Origin of the sequence: Olivibacter sp. SDN3, from assembly GCF_014334135.1 — a bacterium.
In the GTDB taxonomy this organism is placed as follows: Bacteria; Bacteroidota; Bacteroidia; order Sphingobacteriales; family Sphingobacteriaceae; genus Olivibacter.
This window is the reverse complement of record NZ_CP060497.1, coordinates 2,585,351-2,602,505: the sequence shown is the minus strand read 5'-3', so window position 1 is coordinate 2,602,505 and position 17,155 is coordinate 2,585,351. Positions and strand designations below refer to the sequence as shown.

Genomic DNA, 17,155 nt, shown 5'->3' with positions numbered 1-17,155 from the left:
ACTCGATGGACTTTCCTTCAGAGGCAGCTGCAAGCATTAGCTGCCTCTTTTTTAACCATTTATTAAAGAACATACATTAAACATACTATTAAACTATGGGAAAAGATGTGATACTCGTTGTTGGGGCAAATGGTCAGGTTGGCAAAGCGCTCCTTCCCCAACTCATCGAAATTTATGGTGATCGTTCGGTGATTGCAGTGGATATTACCAGTAATATTTGGTCCTGGACGTGCCGTTTTTTCTCACTCGATGCTACCGACCCAAAAAAACTATACGATATTATCCATAAATATGGTGTCACCCAGATTTATCATTTGGCGGCCATTTTATCGGCCAACGGCGAACGCAACCCTTCCCAAACCTGGGATGTAAACATTAGAACGATGCTCAATGTACTGGAAATCGCGAAAACCACGAAGGCATCTAAAGTATTCATCCCTAGCTCCATTGCTGTTTTTGGCCCAAGTGCGGTCAAGGAAAACACTGAACAATTCAGTTATCTCGACCCCACCACCGTGTATGGCATCAGCAAGGTCGCTACAGAAAACTGGATTTATTATTATAATGTCAAATACCATTTAGACATTCGTTCTTTACGCTATCCCGGCATTATCGGCGCCCAGAGTATTCCTAATGGTGGCACTACAGATTATGCCGTGGAAATGTTCTACAAAGCCATTACCTATGAGGTATTTACCTGCTACTTAAAACCCGGCACCGTATTGCCGATGATTTATATCGATGATGCCATTCGCGCTACCATCGAACTGATGGATGCGCCACTTGGAGCACTTCGCATTAGAAGCTCCTACAATCTGGCAGCAACAAGCTTCGATCCATCGACTCTTACGGCCTGTATTAAACAGTATATCCCCAATCTAAAGGTGTATTTTGAACCTGATTTCAGGCAAAAGATTGCCGAATCGTGGCCAGACACTATCGATGATCACTATGCGAGGACAGACTGGCAATGGAAACCCCTATTTGATCTCAAAGCCATCATCAGCAGTATGATGGCAGAAGTACGTAAAGCCATAGAAAAGAAAGGAGGTTCTATCAAAAATTGATAGTATGGGTATATTTGATCTCTTTCAGCACAAAGGTACTATTGAGTGTACCGATGTTATCTAACCTGCTAAGCTTATGCCGTACGAAATCGTGGTAAGCATCTAGACTGGCGATATTGATTTTCAGCAAGAAATCTACACTTCCGGCCATATGATAACACTCCTGGATTTCTTCAAAACCCAAGATCTCCCGCTCAAACATTTCGATATAAGCTTCATTGTGATAACGCATTGACACTTGGCAGAGCGCTGTTATGGATTTATTCAACAACCTTTTATCCAATATTGCCACATATTCTTTGATATATTTTAGATTTTCCAGCCTCCGAATACGCTCATACACCGGAGAAACAGTTAAATGCAAAATATTTGCAAGTTCTTTCGTCGTTATTTTTGCATTTTCCTGCAATTTCTTTAGGATTATTTTATCAATATCATCCAACTCTTCCATAAGATGCGCTCTTTTTAATAAGAAGGTCATTATTAGGATCAAACATTTAGCGCGGCATATGGTAAAAATAGCAATAATATGTGTGAAAACAACAAATATTATGGTATAATTTTTCGAAATTTATAACAAAAACGAAAAATAATACTAACCTAAAAAACAATTAAGACAAAAAACATAAATATATTCATAAAAACACCTAAAAAGTTCACAATATGTCATTCAAAAAGAAAAAAATATTTAAAAAAAATGTACTCAACAGAAAAATCCATTATTGGGGATCAATCCTAATCAGTTTCCCATTTCTACTTATTTTGGTTACGGGTATTTTATTACTACTGAAAAAAGACGTCGCTTGGATTCAGCCGGAAACGCAGAAGAGCGAAGACACCCGCTTACTCATCAGCTTTGAAGATATGCTTAGCCAACTGCAAACCATTGAGGTGCTATCTATCGAGTCATGGATAGATGTTTCCCGTATCGATATTCAGCCCGATAAGGGTATTGCCAAAATTACCACCCAAAATAGTTATGAGATACAGCTCAGTCTTTCATCGGGAGATGTTCTTCAGGTTGCCTACCGTCGATCCGACCTCATCGAATCTCTGCATGACGGCAGTTTCTTCCATGATAAAGCCAAATATTTTTATAGTTTACCAACGGCCATTACCCTCTTGTTGTCCTTGGTAACGGGTATTATTTTATTTCTTCAGCCTATTTTGGCAAAAAGGAGAAGGCAAAGAAAAACAAGCAATAATTAGTCGAATTCCATAATAAATTCATTCCGTTCATACTTTTTCCAGGCAGACTTCTGTGTGGTTGGCGACAAGCCAAAAAAAGGAGAAAAGGTCTTCACCTTTACTGTCTTACCATCAGGGAAAAATTCTAAAATCCGCAACCAGCCATCACCACCGTTCCCGTTCCGATGTCCGCCGCCCATAGACTGGGCATCGAAAAGCATCTGATGAACGGATTTACCCACAGCGTTGGTGTCCCTGCGATAACCCTCCCCGGAGATATGGCCACATAAGACCAGCTCAATATTGGAAGATGGCTGTACCAGCTTTTCCCATATCTGCTTTCCGTTGTTGGCCTTAGGTAACTTAATGGCCGGCGATTTCTGAATCTCGTTGTTGATGGAATAGGGCTCCCAGAACAACCAGGTCACGTCTCCGGCAGTATGCGCATCTTTTGCGTTCAGGTAGTTATGTGTCGTCAGAACAACACGATGATTTTTGTACTGTTCAAATGCCGCAACATTTTTCGCCCATGTCAGTACGGTATCCCTTGGTCCGTATTCAACCGTCATGAACAGGTAGTTTTTTCCGTTCAGCCCTTTGATTTCATAGGCTGAGTTTTCCAGTGTAGGCTGTCCACTTTCATCCCTGCTGTTTTGCACGAGCAGCTGCTGGTTCAAGTGGTTTCTATCTATTGTGAAAAACTCACTATAACGCGATGTTCGGTTGCCTTGCCTATCTATACTATAATCGTGATTACCTGTGGCGGCCATATACGGAACCTTCCCATCCAACCTCGAGAAAGCGCTGGATACGGCTTCCCATTGGCGTTGGGTGGTCTGGTTTCCATCGTAATCGTTGGCTATTTTTTCGTTGTTCTGCACCAAGTCTCCGGCACACATTACCATTTTTATATTGAGCGAGTCAATATTTTCTTCTACCCAAGCCGTCATTAAGTCCAATATGCCCTGGTTTCTACCCCATTTCACATAGTTCTGCACATCCGGAATCAAAATGAGTGACCAAGAACCTTCCTGTTCCAATGTCGGTTTTTGATAGGTTTCCTGCGCAAAGGCAAAATCAGCTGACAAGCAGCATAAAACAAGCAATAAACATCTTGATATTCTCTTCATGATATATGATATTTTAATTTAATAACCTGGGTTTTGTGTTAGATTGTTATTAGCGTCACGTTCGGTCTGCGGCACTGGCCAAAGCTCATCCTTATTTTCCCGGTAAAGTACCTCCTGCGTATTAAAATATTTGGTTGCCTCGCCATGGTTGTAGATCGGCGAGTAATTTTCGTCGATACGGACGAGCACGTCCTTTGTCCATTCATTGGCCGATCGGTTTAAATAGAGGTATCCATTCATCACTTGTGGAGCCAGCTTCCAACGGCGGATATCATACCAGCGAAGGCCATCATTACACAACTCAATTTTACGCTCGTAACGCAGCGCTGTGCGCAATTCCGACTGTGAAAGATTTGAAGCTATGGCCGGCATATGCGCCCTCGCACGTATCTGATTAATGGCATCATACACCGAAGCGTCAATATCTCCCGCCTCAATTTTCGCTTCTGCATAAATAAGCAGCAATTCGGCGTATCGAAAAATTCCCGCATTTAAATCCGAAAAACCCGAAACCGAATTTCGTTCATAATCGCTATTGTCTGTGTGTTTTCTCCAAAGGTAACCACTGAAAGAGCGGTAAGCGTTTGTCGCATCGGCGTTCTCTACCGAAGCCGGCTCATTGCTCTGTCCGTTAATAACAGGCCAATAATTATTTACCCGGCTGAAACGTGCATGAGGTTCAAACTGAATACCCATCAGGCGCGCGTGTGGGCGGGCACAGTACATGTCCAGTCTGGGGTCACGATTCACAAAAGGGTCAGCTGCATCGTATAAAGGCGATTCGTCTATCGGCAGGCCATCAGTCGCCTGAAAAGAATCAATAAAATTTTGTGTAGGGCCCCAATAACACACCCCTTTACCCAAACGGGCTGCCATATAGTACCCCTGATTATGTGTATTACCGCTAATCGACTGATTATATTCAGCCACCCATATCCATTCCTTGCTGGACTGGTAACCTGCATATCCAAAAATATTGGCACATTCCGGCTCGCCCGCTTCGTGCGTTTGGTTAGCGTAATCGATAGAAGCATCAAAAGGTGTAAGTTCATAGACACCCTGCGCCATTTCCATTGCGCGGGCGGCAGCTTCTGCCGCCAATGCATACTGCTCACTGTACAAAGCCACGCGCGCTTTGAGCATATAAGCTACTACGCCCCCGGCACGGACATTACCATATTGCGTTTGCGATGTAGGCAGATAGTCTGCCACAGCAGTCATCTCATCTATAATCCATCGTTGAATTTCCGCTTTGGGTGTACGGGGCAAATCGGCATCATCCAAACCTAAAGCATGCAGTACCAAAGGTACATCTCCATATAGTTCAATCAACTGCGAATAACAATAGGCACGGATAACACGTAACTCCGCATCAATTTGGTTATAAGCATCTTCAGTCATCTCCGCCCTGATATCCTCCAGGTTATCAAGTACAGAATGGCATCGGGCAATTGTTTTATAATGAACACCCCAAGGTTTAGTTGCCAAAGCATTATCAGTGGTAAGGGAGCTGGTAATGGGCGAAGTATAGTTATTGCCCGGCCGTGCATAGCCTATATCCGTGATATTATCCATCACATGCCAGATAGGGGTGCTCGCCGCATCAAGCTGTGTGAGTCCTTTGTACGCACCGTAGAGGCCTAAAATAGCTTCTTCTTCGGTTGCCGGAAAAGTTCCGGCAGTTGGACCGTTTAGTGGAAACTTATCAAGCTCACACGCGCTCAACAGTAAAGATCCTAGGATCAATGTTCCGAGAAATATTGTTTTCATTAGAATAATTATTTATTTGTGTCTGTTTCCAAAGGTGTTCATGCTGCCTTCGGCGGTATGAGTGTAGGCATTCAATGGAATAAATGAGCTCGTTACACTCGGTTTTTTTTCGGCAATGACGCTTGCATGATCTGTCTTTTTCATATTCTTTTTCAAGCGATAGCATACAGGTTTTATCACCATTTTTTTTTAAAATTTGACGTCGATACCAAATGAATAAACTTTAACTTGAGGGTAATAGGCCCCACCGCCCAAGGATACACCATCCGCCGCACCGGGATCGTAGGCTATCTCGGGATCATATCCTTGCCAAAAATCTGTCAGGGTAAACAGGTTCTGCCCATTAACATACAGGTACAAATCACTGATACCAAACTTGCTGAGCATATTTTTAGGTAGTGCGTAACCTATTTGCAAATTTTTCAACCGCATATAGGCAGCACTTCGCATCCAGAAGCTGGAGTTCTGTGTATTGTTGGTAGAAGTGATGGAAACCCTCGGGAAAGAAGCCTCCCGATTATCTTCTGTCCAATAGTCCAATTGCCAAGGTTTTATGGCGCTGGAATTTACTGCCGGTATCACGTAGTGCGAATTCAGGTAGCCATCCACTTTAGCTACCCCCTGAATCATGGCATTTAGTCGAAAGCCTTTCCATCCCAGATCCAGCTGCATACCATACGTGTAGCGCGGTATAGTGCTACCGATAACCGTTCTATCCTCGTCGGTTATCCGACCATCGGGTATGGGGTTGCCATTCGCATCGAAGGCTCCCGCCAAATCCCTGTACCTGATGTCTCCCGGATGTAAGCTACCGAACTGGGTCGGTCCGGCATCGATTTCGTCTTGCGACTGGTATAAGCCATCGGCCAGGTAACCGTAAATCGAATTCACCGGATACCCTTCCTGCTGCCGCAACAAGGTGCCCGAAGTTTGCCCCTTCATATCGGTTATCACATTTTTTACGTCTGAAATATTCAGGCCAACACCCAGATTAAAATCGCCCCATTGATTATCATATCGGGTGGCGAATTCCCACCCAGTATTCCGAACTTTCGCCGCATTCTGATAGGGCGCATTTAGACCGGTTAGCTGAGAGGTGTACAAGGTGAGCAAAATACCATCCGTGTTTTTCCGATACCAATCGGCCGTAAAAGACCACTTCTTGAAGAGTGTGGCATCCAGCCCCACTCCAACCATGCCCGTCTCCTCCCATCGAAGGTCGGGGTTGGCCATCGTGTTTAAAGTCACGAGCTGATAAATTCGTTCCGCCATCGAAATACTGCCCACGGCCAAAGTTTCCGTAAAGGGATAATACGAGCTACCGATATTCTGATTGCCCAGCTTCCCCCAAGAAGCTCGCCATTTCAATTGGTTAACCACCTGTTTGGTATTAGCCATGAAAGGCTCTTCTGAAAGCCTCCAAGCGGCAGAGAAAGAGGGGAAAAAAGCCCATCGATTCTTATTGATGAAACGGGAAGTACCGTCATACCTAAAATTAGCTTCGAAGAGGTAACGGTCTTTATAATCGTAATTAAATCTTCCAAAAGTAGAAACCAACAGCCATTGGGCATGCGTACCATCATTATCTTTTGTTTCATTATCAGCACCGGCAGTAAGCACTTCATAGGTATCGTAAGTAAAGTCACGCCGGTATCCCATCAGGTATTTCTCATCATAAGTTTCGCGTGAGGCACCAAGCAAAAATTTAAACGTATGATCGGCCCATTCTTTAGAAGCCGTTGCCAAAAACTGATAATTCCCAAAATAATAGCGATAACCCGTTTCGGTCAAAGCCGTAAACGTATTTGCTGCCCCGGCTTCAGTCCCGTCGTCGTTATAGGTCATGACACTTTTTACAAAATTATGCGTGTTTCTGGTTTGATATCGTGGCGCAACTATTCCAGTAAGTGATAACCAAGTTGCCGGTTTATAGGTGATGTTAAGGTTACCGAAGAATTCGATATTGTTCACCTTTCGGTTCCCGCCCTCATCAATAAAAGCCACCGGATTGTTGTTTACCCATCCTTCCGACCAATTGCCGTTCCGCCTGATGGGGATATTCGTAGGCATGCGCCCCAAATAATTCCAGATCGTGCCTTCATTTGCAATTTGCAATCGATCGCTATTGGTAAGGGCCATATCGAGTTTCAAGGTCAATTTATCGTTCACATCCACGTCCATGTTATTCCGTAAGATGTAGCGTTTAAAGCCAGTATTTTTAATAATTCCACCCTGATCGGCATAACTGAGTGAAGGCATAACCCGTATTTTCCCGGAATTAGCCGCTAAGGAAACGAAATGATTGTTTGTAAAACCCGAACCGTTGAGAATCGCTTTTTGCCAATCAAAGTTTTCCGGATCAGCGGCATATCTTTGCCTAAATTCCTCAATAGCTTCGTCGCTATACAATACATAGCCATTGTCGTTCATATTCGCCTCATTAAACACCCTCATAAAAGTCAGGCCATCAGTAACCTCCGGTATTCTGGTGGCCTCCTGCCATCCGCCGTACCCCCGGTAGTTGATCATGAACCGATCTTCGGTTGCCCGCTTTGTCGTAATCATAATCACGCCGTTTGCTGCTCTCGACCCATATATGGCCGCTGAGGCCGCATCTTTCAGCACAGAGACCGATTCAATGAGATTAATATCTACCAAGTCTATATTTCCCGGAATACCATCTATCAATACCAGTGGCGAGCTATCGGAGCCTCCAAAGGAATTTACGCCCCGAATACGTATCTGCCCACCATCAGCGCCCGGTGATCCCGACTGCGTCGTTACCGTCACTCCGGGCGCTATACCCTGCAAAGCCGCAGATGTGGATACAATCGGCCGGCGCTCCAACATTTCTTTGTCTATAGCAGAGACTGACCCCGTCAAATTGGCTAACTTCTGTTTGCCGTACCCTACTACTACCACTTCATTCAAAGCGTCTATATTATCTTTCAACGTGAAATCCAACACCACATTTGCGCCGGAAGCGACAGTCACATCCTTTTGCTGTTGTGCTTGATAAGCGATATAGCTAACATCAAAAGTATAACTCCCCGGAGGCAGAGTCAGTGAAAAGTACCCTTCACCGTCACTGCTAACGCTCCTGCCGAGTTCCTGTATACGGATGCTTGCGCCAGCTAGAGGCTCCCCCTGTTCGTCAAGTATCCTACCACTCACCTTACCTGACGGCTGTTTACGTTGCAGTACGATGGTTCCCCGTCCTGTTTCCCGGTAACCGATATCCGTACCAAGTAGTAACTTATCCAATATCTGAGCAAGCGGTTCCGACTGAAAGTGCTGCCGGCCGACGGGAATCTCCTCCAGTTTAAGTGTACTTTCGTCAAAAGCAAACTCCGCATCACTTTGTTCCTGCAATTGCTGGATAACGGTATATAAAGTACTCTCGGTGAACGAAATATTCAAAGGTTTACCGAGTATCTGTCCTTTGCTGGTTTCGGCGAGCAACAATTGCGAAAATGCCAGTAAAGTCGTATATATCAGTATGGTTGTGCGCATAAATTGTCTTATGAACAATGCGTTTTTATTCATATTTTTGCAGTCTTAGTTATTTAAAAAATGCTAAGCGGCCATGCGTTAGGGTCTCAAGCTATAGCATAGCCGACATCATTCAAACAGGTATCACTTTGATACCTGTTTCTTTGTTTTTATCTAAGGGTATATGGTTATTTCATTTCCTGTCCTCCTATATCTTGTGTTATGTATATCACAGATGATGTCCATCGTTTCTGCCAATGAACGGTCTGCATGTAAATGCACATTGTAGTGATAAGTTTCTGTTTGTGGATGGGTACTTTTCAGGCGTATGCCGTATAAGTTGTATAGCGCTACGGCCAGTTCCTGGAAGCTCGCTTTCTCCAAATTTACCGAGCCACGTATCCACGCATCGATAGCAGTTCCCTTCCGGTTATTTTTCGTTGCTTTCCCGTCGGCTGTCCGATAGGTCAGGCCTTCATCGGCCACTAGCTCACCCAATACGTGCGTCGTATCACTTACCCGCACTTTCCCTTGCTTTACGGCCACCCTAACATCTTCCAACGATTGGTATGACCGCACATTAAAGGCCGTTCCCAGCACTTCCACACTCAGTTTCTGCATCTGCACCACAAAAGGCCGGTGACTATCCTGCGCCACTTCGAAGTAGGCTTCCCCCTCATCCAAAAACACTTCCCGTATGTTCCGGCTTACATTTACCGGAATCCGGACAACCGAGTGCGCGTTCAGGTACAGTTTACTGCCATCGGGCAAGCTGACCTTCTTTATCTCCCGAAGACCTGTTTTCACTTCCCGAAAAACCACCTGCTCGGTAAGAGTGTCCAAGGCTTTCGGTTTGTATACCCGATATAGCGACAGCCATACCACACCGCTTACCAACCCTACCCAGAAAGCCGCAACCGCAAGCCATTTCCAAGACACCGTTACCCGTTTTTTATAAACGGTATTTTCAGACATAATTTCCTGTCGTATACGGCTATCCAGTTCATCCTTTATCGCCTGCGTTGCCTGATCGTCATCCATACCCGGTACGCCAATTGCCGATTCACCAAAGGAAGCATACCATCGCTCCAGTAGTGCCAATTCATCTGCAGACAGATCACCCCTGATATACCCGTCCATCAACTGCTTAAACTTATTTTTATCCATGCCTTCCATAGCTAGTCGCATGGTTTAGCCATGCGCTTTCATAAGTAGAGTAGCGTTGAAGGGCAGCTCATCCCCGAAAATTTGATTAAGAAATATTTAAGTTTAGGTTAACAAAAAGTAAAGCACCAAACAGATGGCTGAAAAGTCCTCTGGAAAGTCTTTGGATAAGGCCTTACGCAGCCTATGCATTCCTTTGGAAATATTGTTCCTGACTGTTTTTTCGGCGAGGTTCAGGTCACTCGCTATTTCGTCAACCGTATAATCCCGTATACGGAGCTTAAAAATTTCGCGCATGGTTTCCGGCATCCTTTCCAATTCGTCATCTAGCATTTTGCTCAAATCCTGTTCGGTCAGCACGTCCTTTATATGCGCCTCCACATCAACCATCCGTTGATAGAGATAAGCAAAGGCACGGTCTTTCACATCAAGCTTACGGAAATAGGCAATGAGTTGGTATTGTAGGGCAGCACGCAGATAGCCTTCAATGGATGTGTTAATCTGTATAGATGAGCGCTGTTGCCAACAATATACAAATACGTCCTGCACCATATCTTTAGCCAATTCCGAATCACGGAGGCGCCGATAAGCAATAACATATAGCTTTTTCCAATACGTATTGAAAATCGACGTATAATTAGCTGCTGAGAACTCCAACAGTTTTGCTTCTTGAATCGGTGGATTGACCATGTTTGCTAAATGCTATCCGTGCATTTGGAGAGCAAAACTATAAAATTAAAGGCCAACGTTTAGGAAGGTGGTATTAAGTTTATATTAAATTGGTGACCGAGCAGTCACCTTTTGAAATTTACCAACAGGAGGAAAGGACGTTTTATGACGAAAATCATATTATGTTATGTATCATATCACCTGCCGAACGAGATATCATCACTAACTTTACATAAACTAATAAAATCACATTATGGAAAGCATTTTAATAGCAACAGATTTCTCTAAATCGGCAAACAATGCCGCCGAGTATGCGGCACGATTAGGTGAGCAGTTAAGTGTAAAAAATTTAATACTGTATCATTCATACGAACCGGTTCCTCAATCGGTGAGAGTGCCCGAGAGTAATGTCTTATTAGAAGAGAGCATAAGGGAACGAAACCTGAAATCACTCGATGAACTGAAGCAGGAGCTGGCAGTTTTAACGAATGGTGAAACAAACATCATAACCGTGACCGACCACTTTGTGTTAAGCCACGGCATCAATAACCTTACAAAAAAGTATGATATAGGCCTTGTGGTCATCGGGTTATCAGACAAGAGCCTCTGGGAAAAGATATTGCTGGGAAGCAGTACAAAGGAGATCGTTAGCACCTGTCGACTGCCCTTACTTGTCGTACCCTCCAGTAGTAGGTATACGCCTATTGATAAAATTGTTATGGGCTGTGATCTAAAAAAAGTATCTACCACTGTTCCTGCAGAAAAAATAAGGGAGCTTGTGGCGCTTTTAAACGCGCATCTGTTAGCGGTACATGTCGACCACGATGAGGAGCAGTATTTTGATTCAGATATTATCAGACAGCAATACGCTTTTTACGACTTATTCGAAGATATTGAACCCTCCATCGCATACGTCGACGATCAAGACGTCAACAGAGGTATACTCACTTATGCCGAAGAGCAACAGGCACAAATGATTTTGGTAGTGGCTAAAACACGTTCTTTTTTTGAGCGGCTAACCAAAGAGAGCATATCGAAGAAGCTGGCCACGACGTCAAAGTTTCCTCTGCTTATTATCCATTAGCCAGTGATGAATTATCAGGCATATAACATAAACCAAAAATTTAACATTATGATCCGTACACCACAACTCTGGGCAAAGTTTTATGAAAATCTTGCATTCCTTTTTTATAGTATTTGTTATTGCGATGGCAAAATAGAAGAAAAAGAAAGCGTTGAAGTTCGCAGTCTATTACAAAAAGTGTGGCTGGAATTTGACCCTCCCATAGGAGCGTATGACCATGAGACTGCATACCGGGTTGGGGAAATTTTCGATTGGTTGTCGGAGATAAAACCAACCGCAGCATCAACTTTTAAGAGATTCAACGATTTCGTCAGGAATTATCCACGATTTATCGATCAGCGGCTGGCAGAAAACATTTTTCGTTCTGCCAATCAGATAGCCACGGCACATGCTGGCCGAAACAAAATGGAGCTCGGATACCTGTATTTACTACAGGAATTATTGGACAAGGCCAAGAAAATGAACCCTTGCCCGCCAAACTGATCAATTCCCACCGCCGTTATCCATTGCTATTACCAGAACAATAGCTGCATCAGAAAGGCATTCCATATCCAGATGAGGCATCTCCGTCAACGCTAAACCATCTCCTGCATATAACAAACGTTCTTCCACTTCACAAGCTCCCTCCAAAGCAAATACAAAACGTTATGCCATTGATCAGAAAGCTCCAAACAATCTTCACCTCATATTTACAGGGTAAAATAAAGCCGAAGGTACAATAGGAGGCACCTCCGGCTTCATTTCCGTTATTTACCCCAACTCATTAATAACCCGGATTTTGTTGCAGGTTATTGTTTCCAGAAATCGCTTGTGTAGGCACCGGGAAACGTTTTAAGTGATCCGATCCCGACGCTTGGTGATCCCACCACGCATCTGTTGTAAACTTATTCCAACGGATGAGGTCTGTACGCCTCCTGCCCTCTCCCAGAAACTCGGTGCTCCATTCATCCAGGAAGCGGTATTCATCCAAATTTCCTGCGGTTACCGGGTCAGCATCATTTCCTCCCTCAAAATTCCTTGCACGCACCGCATTGATCAGAGTTGCCGCTGTAGCTAAATCACCATCGCGCCATTTACATTCGGCCAACATGTAGTAAATTTCTGCCAACCGTATAGCTGGGTTATCTGCGCCCCAACGCAGCGTGTTTTCTGCCATGTTTGGAATAGGCACTTTCACCAAACGTACACCTGTATTTTCTTCGCCATCGGCCATGCGCGAAGGCAGTTGCTCAACCGAACTGTAGCGTTTGTCCGGTCCAACTTCCGAAAAACGCCCTACTTGGTCGCGAAATATCAGAGCTTGCCCATTATACTCTTCACCACCGTTGATCACAGCACCTTCCGGCGTACGGTGAGGGCCATTAATAAACATCCCTTCGTAGTTACCTGTTCCCAGGTATTGGTATGGATGCTTCCTTAGGTCCAGATCATGGAACTTCTCATAAGGTGATCCTAGGTGAAAATCATTGGCGTATAAGGTACTATCAGGTTTGCGGGAAGGCGTAAGGTGGGCACCATTATTTGCACCCATATCCACATCAAAATATTGCCGACTATTATAGTGGTAAAAATTAGCGTAAAACCAGTCGTATTGCAATTTATTAAATTCCGAAGGGATAGACCAGATGATCTCTGGCGAGCTGTCGTTATTAAAGTCATGCGGCCCAAACCAAGTGGCGTCCAGATCATAAGCACCGTATACCCCATCGATGATATCCTGCGAGAGCTGCATGCACTCATTATACATTGGCCTGCCAATATACGCTTCCGCGTTGAAATACAAACGGGCGAGCATGGCGGCGGCGGCGGCCTGCTTCAACTCGCCCTGTTCGCGCTCACCACCTTCTTTTTTAGGTAAAGCCGTTAAGGCATCCTGCAGTAAACGTTCAATATGATCAAACAGTTCCTGGTCTGTATTCCTTGGCAAAGATTCCTCTTCCAGTGAATCAAAAATCGGCATACCACCAAAGAAATCCAGCCCCCGTAAATAAAAGAAAGCAATCAGCGTATTTAACTGGCTCACATGAGCGGCCTGATCCTCTGGTGTCAGTGCAAAGGTTGTATAATCCAATTTTTCAAGGTCGCTTCGCGCGTCCAGAGCTAATGCAACCCCCATCAAAGTCCCTCGCCAAGAACCCCATATCCAGTTATCATCAGAGGTCCAACGGTGGTAATGAAAACGTTCATTCTCACCGCCGTTATACCAATGTCGCCCTTTGGTGGTAATTGCGAAGTTATCCGCCGTATATTCCTGCAAATTCCAGCGGTCTTCCCCTAAATACCATCGGGCATGGGTAAAAGGTCTATTCAAGGCCGCCAGCACATCCTTTTCACTCTGAAAGAAATTATCTGGCGTAACCTGACTATAAAATTCCTGTTCCAACTTTGTACAGCTAGCCATTGCTGTCAATGCTGCTGTCAATATGATAATACTATATCGTTTCATTGTTGTTTTCCCTTCGTTAACATTTATTTTTCAAAATCCTCCGTCATTAAAAGCTCGCCTGTACACCAAAGTTGAACATGCGTGTTCTCGGGTAAGCATCCCGCTGCTCAAAACCGGGATCCAAGCCATTGATATTCACCTCTGGATCGAGTCCACTGTACTTGGTAAAGACAAATAAGTCGCGGCCAGCAGCGTAAACGCGTAGGTTCTGTAACGGTTTGATCAGGTTTTTATTGAAGGTATAACCTATGCTGATCACGTCCACTTTCAGGAAATTACCTTTTTCCAGCCAATAATTACTCAGCTCCTTCTCTCCCCTAATGTTCTGATGCTCTTCATAAGCCCTACGCAACACATTCTGCCCTTGCACATTCGGTAGGCTATAATACATATTGATCATATTGAAAACATCATAACCGAGCCAACTACGCATATATATGCTAGCATCCCAATTTTTGTAAGACACTGTATGGTTCCAGGAAAGCTGAAGGCGCGGGATACCGTTACCCATAAAGCGCTTATCGGCAATGGTTTTATTTCTTTCGGTAACATCAAAAGCTTCTCCGTTTTGATCCCTCAACATCCATTGTCCATCTTCTGTAAATCCTGCAAACTCCCAAAGGAAAAAGCGACCGATATCCTGTCCCGGGAAGAGACGAACGGCATTACCCGGAGAACCCGGCGCTGGAAAATTCATTCTGTCAGAGAAAGTTTGGCTACCCCATAATGAACGCAAAGTACTTCTGTTATGCGAAGCCACCAGCGTAGTAGTATAGGTCCAATCGGAATTATTTACTACGTTATAGTTCAATTCCACTTCATATCCCTGATTCTCCATACTACCGATATTCATGGTTGTCCTATCGTGAATTGCCGGAGGTTGGGAGACACTAATGTCATAAATGAGGTCGTCAATCACGCGTTTATAATAATCCACCCGACCGCTCAACTTATTGTTCAGTATAGTGAAATCCATACCTAGGTTATATTCTTTTTTTACTTCCCAGCGAATGTTCTGGTTCTGGTTATGCATCACCCCAAAGGTACGGTTCCAATTACCACCAAAGAGCCACCATGTGTCGGCGCTATACATACGGGTGGATACATTCGCATTAAAACCTTCATTTCCGGTTTCACCGTAACCTGCACGGATTTTAATATCATCAATAAAATCAATATTCTGCATAAAAGCTTCTTCCGATAGGCGCCATCCGGCAGAAAGCCCAGGGAAGGTTCCCCATTTATTGCCAGGTGCAAATTTAGACGAGCCTTCGTGACGCAAGGTAGCTGTTAAGATGTAACGGTCTTTGAACGAATAGTTCACCCGTCCGAAAAAGGCGGCCAATTTCACCCATGGGTTTTTCCAGGAACCCATTCCGGCGCGGCCATCTACCAGCCAAGTACCCGAACCCAAGTCGTGTTCCTCGATACCATCCACGGGAAAATCTGAGTTATTGGCACTAAAACCTTGCCCATTAAAATCCTGGTAGCTGTATCCGGCTACCGCATTGATCTGGTGATCATCAAATTTCTTGCTGTAATTCAAGGTCCACTCAAATATACGATCGTCCCAGCGTTTATATTGTTGCTGTGCATAACCATCTATACCATCCAATCGCGATACCCGATGCTGTGCCGAACGGTAAAAGGTAGGATGTTCTGTATTGCTTTTAATACCCACCATCGCTGTAGTGAAAAAATCCTGGCTGAGATTCACCTTCAAAGTAGAGTTTGCCAATAGGTAACGGTACTGATTCTGTTTTTTACGTAGCATCACCTCCGCCAAGGGGTTCCAATAATCGTAGCCCCCGGTGGGTATATTGTAACCCGTTAAATCATCGGCATCATAAGGCGACATGGTCGGGTTCAATATTAACGCCATATTGAAAATACCGTTATTCTCATCCCTAAAGTCGTCAGGCGTACTATTCCCCGGGAAATCCGCGTTCACCTGATTGTAGCTCACATTCGTATTTAATTCCGCAACCCCATCAAAAAACTTAAAGTTGCTATTGACCCTACCTCCTACTTCGCCGCGTTCGGAACCGATAGCAATACCTTTGGCATCGCGCTTAAAGGCCGTCACATATACATTGGCATTTTCCGATCCACCGCTGATATTCAACACCTGACGATGACTGAAAGGGTTTTTGTTGGTTACTACGTCATACCAATCGGTACGTGCACCCAGATCTTCGCCTAAACCAAACTCTACAAACTCATCTCCGGATAACACTTCAGGCCTGCGGCGGACTGTTTCCAAAAAATATTCAGAAGTGAAGTTCACGGTAGCTTTACCAATCTGTGGGCGTTTAGTGGTAATCAAAATTACCCCGCCCGAGGCACGTGTACCATAAATTGCTGCTCCCGAAGCATCACGCAATACGTTGATGGACTCGATATCCTCGCGAGCCACCGAGTTAATATCTCCACCGGGCACGCCATCAATGACTACCAAAGGGCCTTGAGAAGCATTTACCGAGTTTACCCCCCTTAGTTGAAGCGACACATTGGCATTGGGATCTGTGCCGTTATTGGAAGAGATATTCAGTCCCGGCACTTTCCCCTGGATGGCAATCAATGGCGACACCGCGCCGGCAATCAAATCTTTTTGTTTTAAATTAGACACTGCGCTGGTCAGTTCCCTCCGGTCGAGCGAGCCGTAACCCACTACAACCACTTCTTCCAGGTTGTTGGCGTCTTCCTGCAAACGGATGTCCAATACCGATTCGTTTGCTACGGCAACGTCTTTGGTAATGTATCCGAGGTAAGAGATTTCCAACACCGCGTTTCCATCCGGAACGGTCAGTTCGAAGTTCCCATCAACATTTGTTGATGTTCCTCCGGGCCCATCTTTCACCTTAATACTCACCCCAATTAAGGGTTCCGTGCCATTGCTATTGGTAACCCTTCCTTTTACGACATGTTGCTGCCGCTCCGCTACATAGCTAGGTACTTCAGGCAGCGCCATTTTTTCGGGAAAAGGCGCTGCGTACAATTTGCCACCCAATAGGGCACACATCATCATGGACAGACCGGGCTTGGCCATCCACTTTCTCGCATGTTTCATAAATCAGCTTGTTAGTTTATATAGTTTGTTGTTCTTGAATTGGCGTGTATTAATTTTTATACATATAGTTTCGAT

Annotated in this window: 14 protein-coding genes; 4 read left to right on the top strand and 10 right to left on the bottom strand. The window is 44.6% G+C overall.

The genetic code is table 11. From position 1 onward, the window contains the following. Positions 1-95 precede the first annotated feature (95 nt). Positions 96-1,067 (top strand): NAD-dependent epimerase/dehydratase family protein, encoded by a 972-nt coding sequence (locus H8S90_RS10780; protein ID WP_187342537.1) that lies wholly within the window; start codon positions 96-98, stop codon positions 1,065-1,067. Here H8S90_RS10780 and H8S90_RS10775 read toward each other — a convergent pair. Further along, entirely contained in the window at positions 1,057-1,518 is a 462-nt protein-coding gene (locus H8S90_RS10775) for an Lrp/AsnC family transcriptional regulator (protein WP_187342536.1), read from the bottom strand. The genes H8S90_RS10780 and H8S90_RS10775 overlap by 11 nt on opposite strands. 212 nt (positions 1,519-1,730) lie before the next feature. On the opposite strand from H8S90_RS10775, the gene H8S90_RS10770 reads away from it, so the two are divergent. After that, the gene (locus H8S90_RS10770; protein WP_187342535.1) at positions 1,731-2,276 is read left to right on the top strand and encodes a PepSY-associated TM helix domain-containing protein; all 546 of its coding nucleotides are present in this window, start codon (positions 1,731-1,733) and stop codon (positions 2,274-2,276) included. Here H8S90_RS10770 and H8S90_RS10765 read toward each other — a convergent pair. From H8S90_RS10765 to H8S90_RS10745, 6 genes are all read right to left on the bottom strand, one after another. Beyond that, positions 2,273-3,385: a metallophosphoesterase gene (locus tag H8S90_RS10765; protein ID WP_187342534.1), complete on the bottom strand. Its 1,113-nt coding sequence runs from the start codon at positions 3,383-3,385 to the stop codon at positions 2,273-2,275. The two genes, H8S90_RS10770 and H8S90_RS10765, sit on opposite strands and share 4 nt — an antisense overlap. 18 nt (positions 3,386-3,403) lie before the next feature. Then, entirely contained in the window at positions 3,404-5,155 is a 1,752-nt protein-coding gene (locus H8S90_RS10760; protein ID WP_187342533.1) for a RagB/SusD family nutrient uptake outer membrane protein, read from the bottom strand. Positions 5,156-5,167: 12 nt separating this feature from the next. After that, a complete protein-coding gene (locus tag H8S90_RS26205; protein WP_255501908.1) occupies positions 5,168-5,299 on the bottom strand; it encodes a hypothetical protein in 132 nt (43 codons plus the stop codon). A 45-nt stretch (positions 5,300-5,344) separates the two neighbouring features. Then, positions 5,345-8,701 (bottom strand): SusC/RagA family TonB-linked outer membrane protein, encoded by a 3,357-nt coding sequence (locus tag H8S90_RS10755; RefSeq protein ID WP_187342532.1) that lies wholly within the window; start codon positions 8,699-8,701, stop codon positions 5,345-5,347. A gap of 120 nt (positions 8,702-8,821) precedes the next feature. Next, complete coding sequence (locus tag H8S90_RS10750) at positions 8,822-9,835, bottom strand: FecR family protein (protein WP_187342531.1); 1,014 nt, start codon at positions 9,833-9,835, stop codon at positions 8,822-8,824. Between the two features lie 81 nt (positions 9,836-9,916). After that, entirely contained in the window at positions 9,917-10,501 is a 585-nt protein-coding gene (locus H8S90_RS10745; protein WP_187342530.1) for an RNA polymerase sigma factor, read from the bottom strand. A 232-nt stretch (positions 10,502-10,733) separates the two neighbouring features. On the opposite strand from H8S90_RS10745, the gene H8S90_RS10740 reads away from it, so the two are divergent. Beyond that, the gene (locus tag H8S90_RS10740) at positions 10,734-11,564 is read left to right on the top strand and encodes a universal stress protein (RefSeq protein WP_187342529.1); all 831 of its coding nucleotides are present in this window, start codon (positions 10,734-10,736) and stop codon (positions 11,562-11,564) included. A 48-nt stretch (positions 11,565-11,612) separates the two neighbouring features. Continuing rightward, positions 11,613-12,047, top strand: coding sequence for a TerB family tellurite resistance protein (locus H8S90_RS10735; RefSeq protein WP_187342528.1), 435 nt, complete (start codon positions 11,613-11,615; stop codon positions 12,045-12,047). On the opposite strand, the gene H8S90_RS10730 is transcribed toward H8S90_RS10735, so the two are convergent. The 3 genes from H8S90_RS10730 to H8S90_RS10720 form a co-directional block, all read right to left on the bottom strand. Further along, complete coding sequence (locus H8S90_RS10730; protein WP_187342527.1) at positions 12,048-12,194, bottom strand: hypothetical protein; 147 nt, start codon at positions 12,192-12,194, stop codon at positions 12,048-12,050. It abuts the gene before it with no gap. A 133-nt stretch (positions 12,195-12,327) separates the two neighbouring features. Further along, a complete protein-coding gene (locus H8S90_RS10725; protein WP_187342526.1) occupies positions 12,328-14,010 on the bottom strand; it encodes a RagB/SusD family nutrient uptake outer membrane protein in 1,683 nt (560 codons plus the stop codon). 46 nt (positions 14,011-14,056) lie between these two features. Beyond that, complete coding sequence (locus H8S90_RS10720) at positions 14,057-17,080, bottom strand: SusC/RagA family TonB-linked outer membrane protein (RefSeq protein WP_187342525.1); 3,024 nt, start codon at positions 17,078-17,080, stop codon at positions 14,057-14,059. Positions 17,081-17,155: the final 75 nt, after the last annotated feature.